The sequence below is a fragment of the Streptomyces sp. URMC 126 genome (assembly GCF_051386555.1).
Classification (GTDB): Bacteria; Actinomycetota; Actinomycetes; order Streptomycetales; family Streptomycetaceae; genus Streptomyces.
Genome location: NZ_JBPQTX010000605.1, coordinates 1 through 1,380, shown reverse-complemented (window position 1 = coordinate 1,380; position 1,380 = coordinate 1). Strand labels below are relative to the sequence as shown.

General features: G+C 80.1%; 1 protein-coding gene and 1 pseudogene. Both read left to right on the top strand.

What is annotated here, in order from left to right; genetic code table 11:
* Positions 1–145 (top strand): annotated as a pseudogene (locus ACSNOK_RS33045) (ABC transporter ATP-binding protein); the annotation flags it as partial.
* Entirely contained in the window at positions 138–914 is a 777-nt protein-coding gene (locus tag ACSNOK_RS33040; RefSeq protein ID WP_436784476.1) for an ABC transporter ATP-binding protein, read from the top strand. The pseudogene ACSNOK_RS33045 and the gene ACSNOK_RS33040, both read left to right, overlap by 8 nt.
* Positions 915–1,380: the final 466 nt, after the last annotated feature.

Below are 1,380 nucleotides of genomic sequence, written 5' to 3'. Positions count from 1 at the left end.
CCTCGGCATGCCCCCCGAACTCGGCGACCTCCCCGCCGGCTGCGCCTTCGCCCCCCGCTGCCCCCGCGCCGGCGACGCCTGCGCCACCGTCCCGCCGCTCACCGGCGGCGTCGCCTGCCACCACCCGAGGAGCGCCCGTGCTTGAGCTGCGCGGCATCACCGCCGGCTACGAACCGCGCCGGCCCGTCGTCCGCGACGCCTCCCTCACCGTGGCCGCGGGCGAGGCCGTCGGCCTGCTCGGCCCCAGCGGCTGCGGCAAGTCCACCCTGGCGCGGGTCGCGGCGCTGCTGCACCGCCCCGACGCCGGCACGGTGACCCTGGACGGCGAACCCGCCCGCGGCTGGCGGCACCGCGCGCCGCGCGAGCAGCGCACCGCGTTCGGCGTGGTCTTCCAGCAGCCGAGGATGTCCGCCGACCCCCGGCTGCGGCTGCACGACCTGATCGCCGAACCCCTCCGGGCCACCGGCCGCCGCGCCGAGGTCCCCGACCGCGTCCGCGAACTCGCCGCCGCCACCGGCCTGACCGACGACCTGCTCGTCCGCCGCCCGCACGAGGTCAGCGACGGCCAGCTGCAACGCGCCTGCCTGGCCCGCGCGCTCGTCCTCCGCCCGCGCTGGCTCGTCTGCGACGAGATGACGGCGATGCTCGACGCTTCCACGACGGCCGCCCTGGTCGCCGTCGTCGAGGACTACCGCCGCGAGAGCGGAGCGGGCCTGCTGGCGGTGGGCCACGACCCGGTCCTCCTGAACCGCTGGTGCGACCGGACGGTGCGCTGGCGCGACGTGGCGAGCGCCCCGGACGACACGACGCGAGCCGCCGACCGCACACCGGCCGCCGACGACCTCGGTCTGCCGGACTCCGCGCCCCCGGCTCGCTCGGCGAAGCCGGCTCCCGCCGGGAGCGAGACCGAGTGACGGCTCGGGCAGCCCCGCCTCCGCCCCTGCCGCCGGCCGCCTTCGGCCCGTCCGCCTCAGCACCATCCCTCTTCGGCCAGGCCGGGAGGCCGACGGCGCTCCACGGACCGGCCCGCCGGTTCCGGCCGGCCGGCGGAGGCGCCCCCGGGAGCGGGGGCGGCCGACAGGAGGCGCCCTCGCGCCGCCCCTCGGCCGCCGCCCGCCCGTCCGGCCGCTTCCCGGGGGCGCGCACCAGGCTCCCCCCCCAGAGCATCGCCGCTCGTCCTCGAACTCCCCGGAGAGGACACCCCGACAGACCGGACAGCGCGCCCGGGCACGTCACCCAGCCCGTCCGGCCCGGACGGCGAACGGCGCCGGCAGGCCCGGCCGGCGGAGGCGAGCCCGCCCGGCGCCGACGGGCGGCGGCCCCGGGGGCCCCGCACCCGTACCCCCGCCGCACCCCGTACCCCCGCACCCACCTCCGACC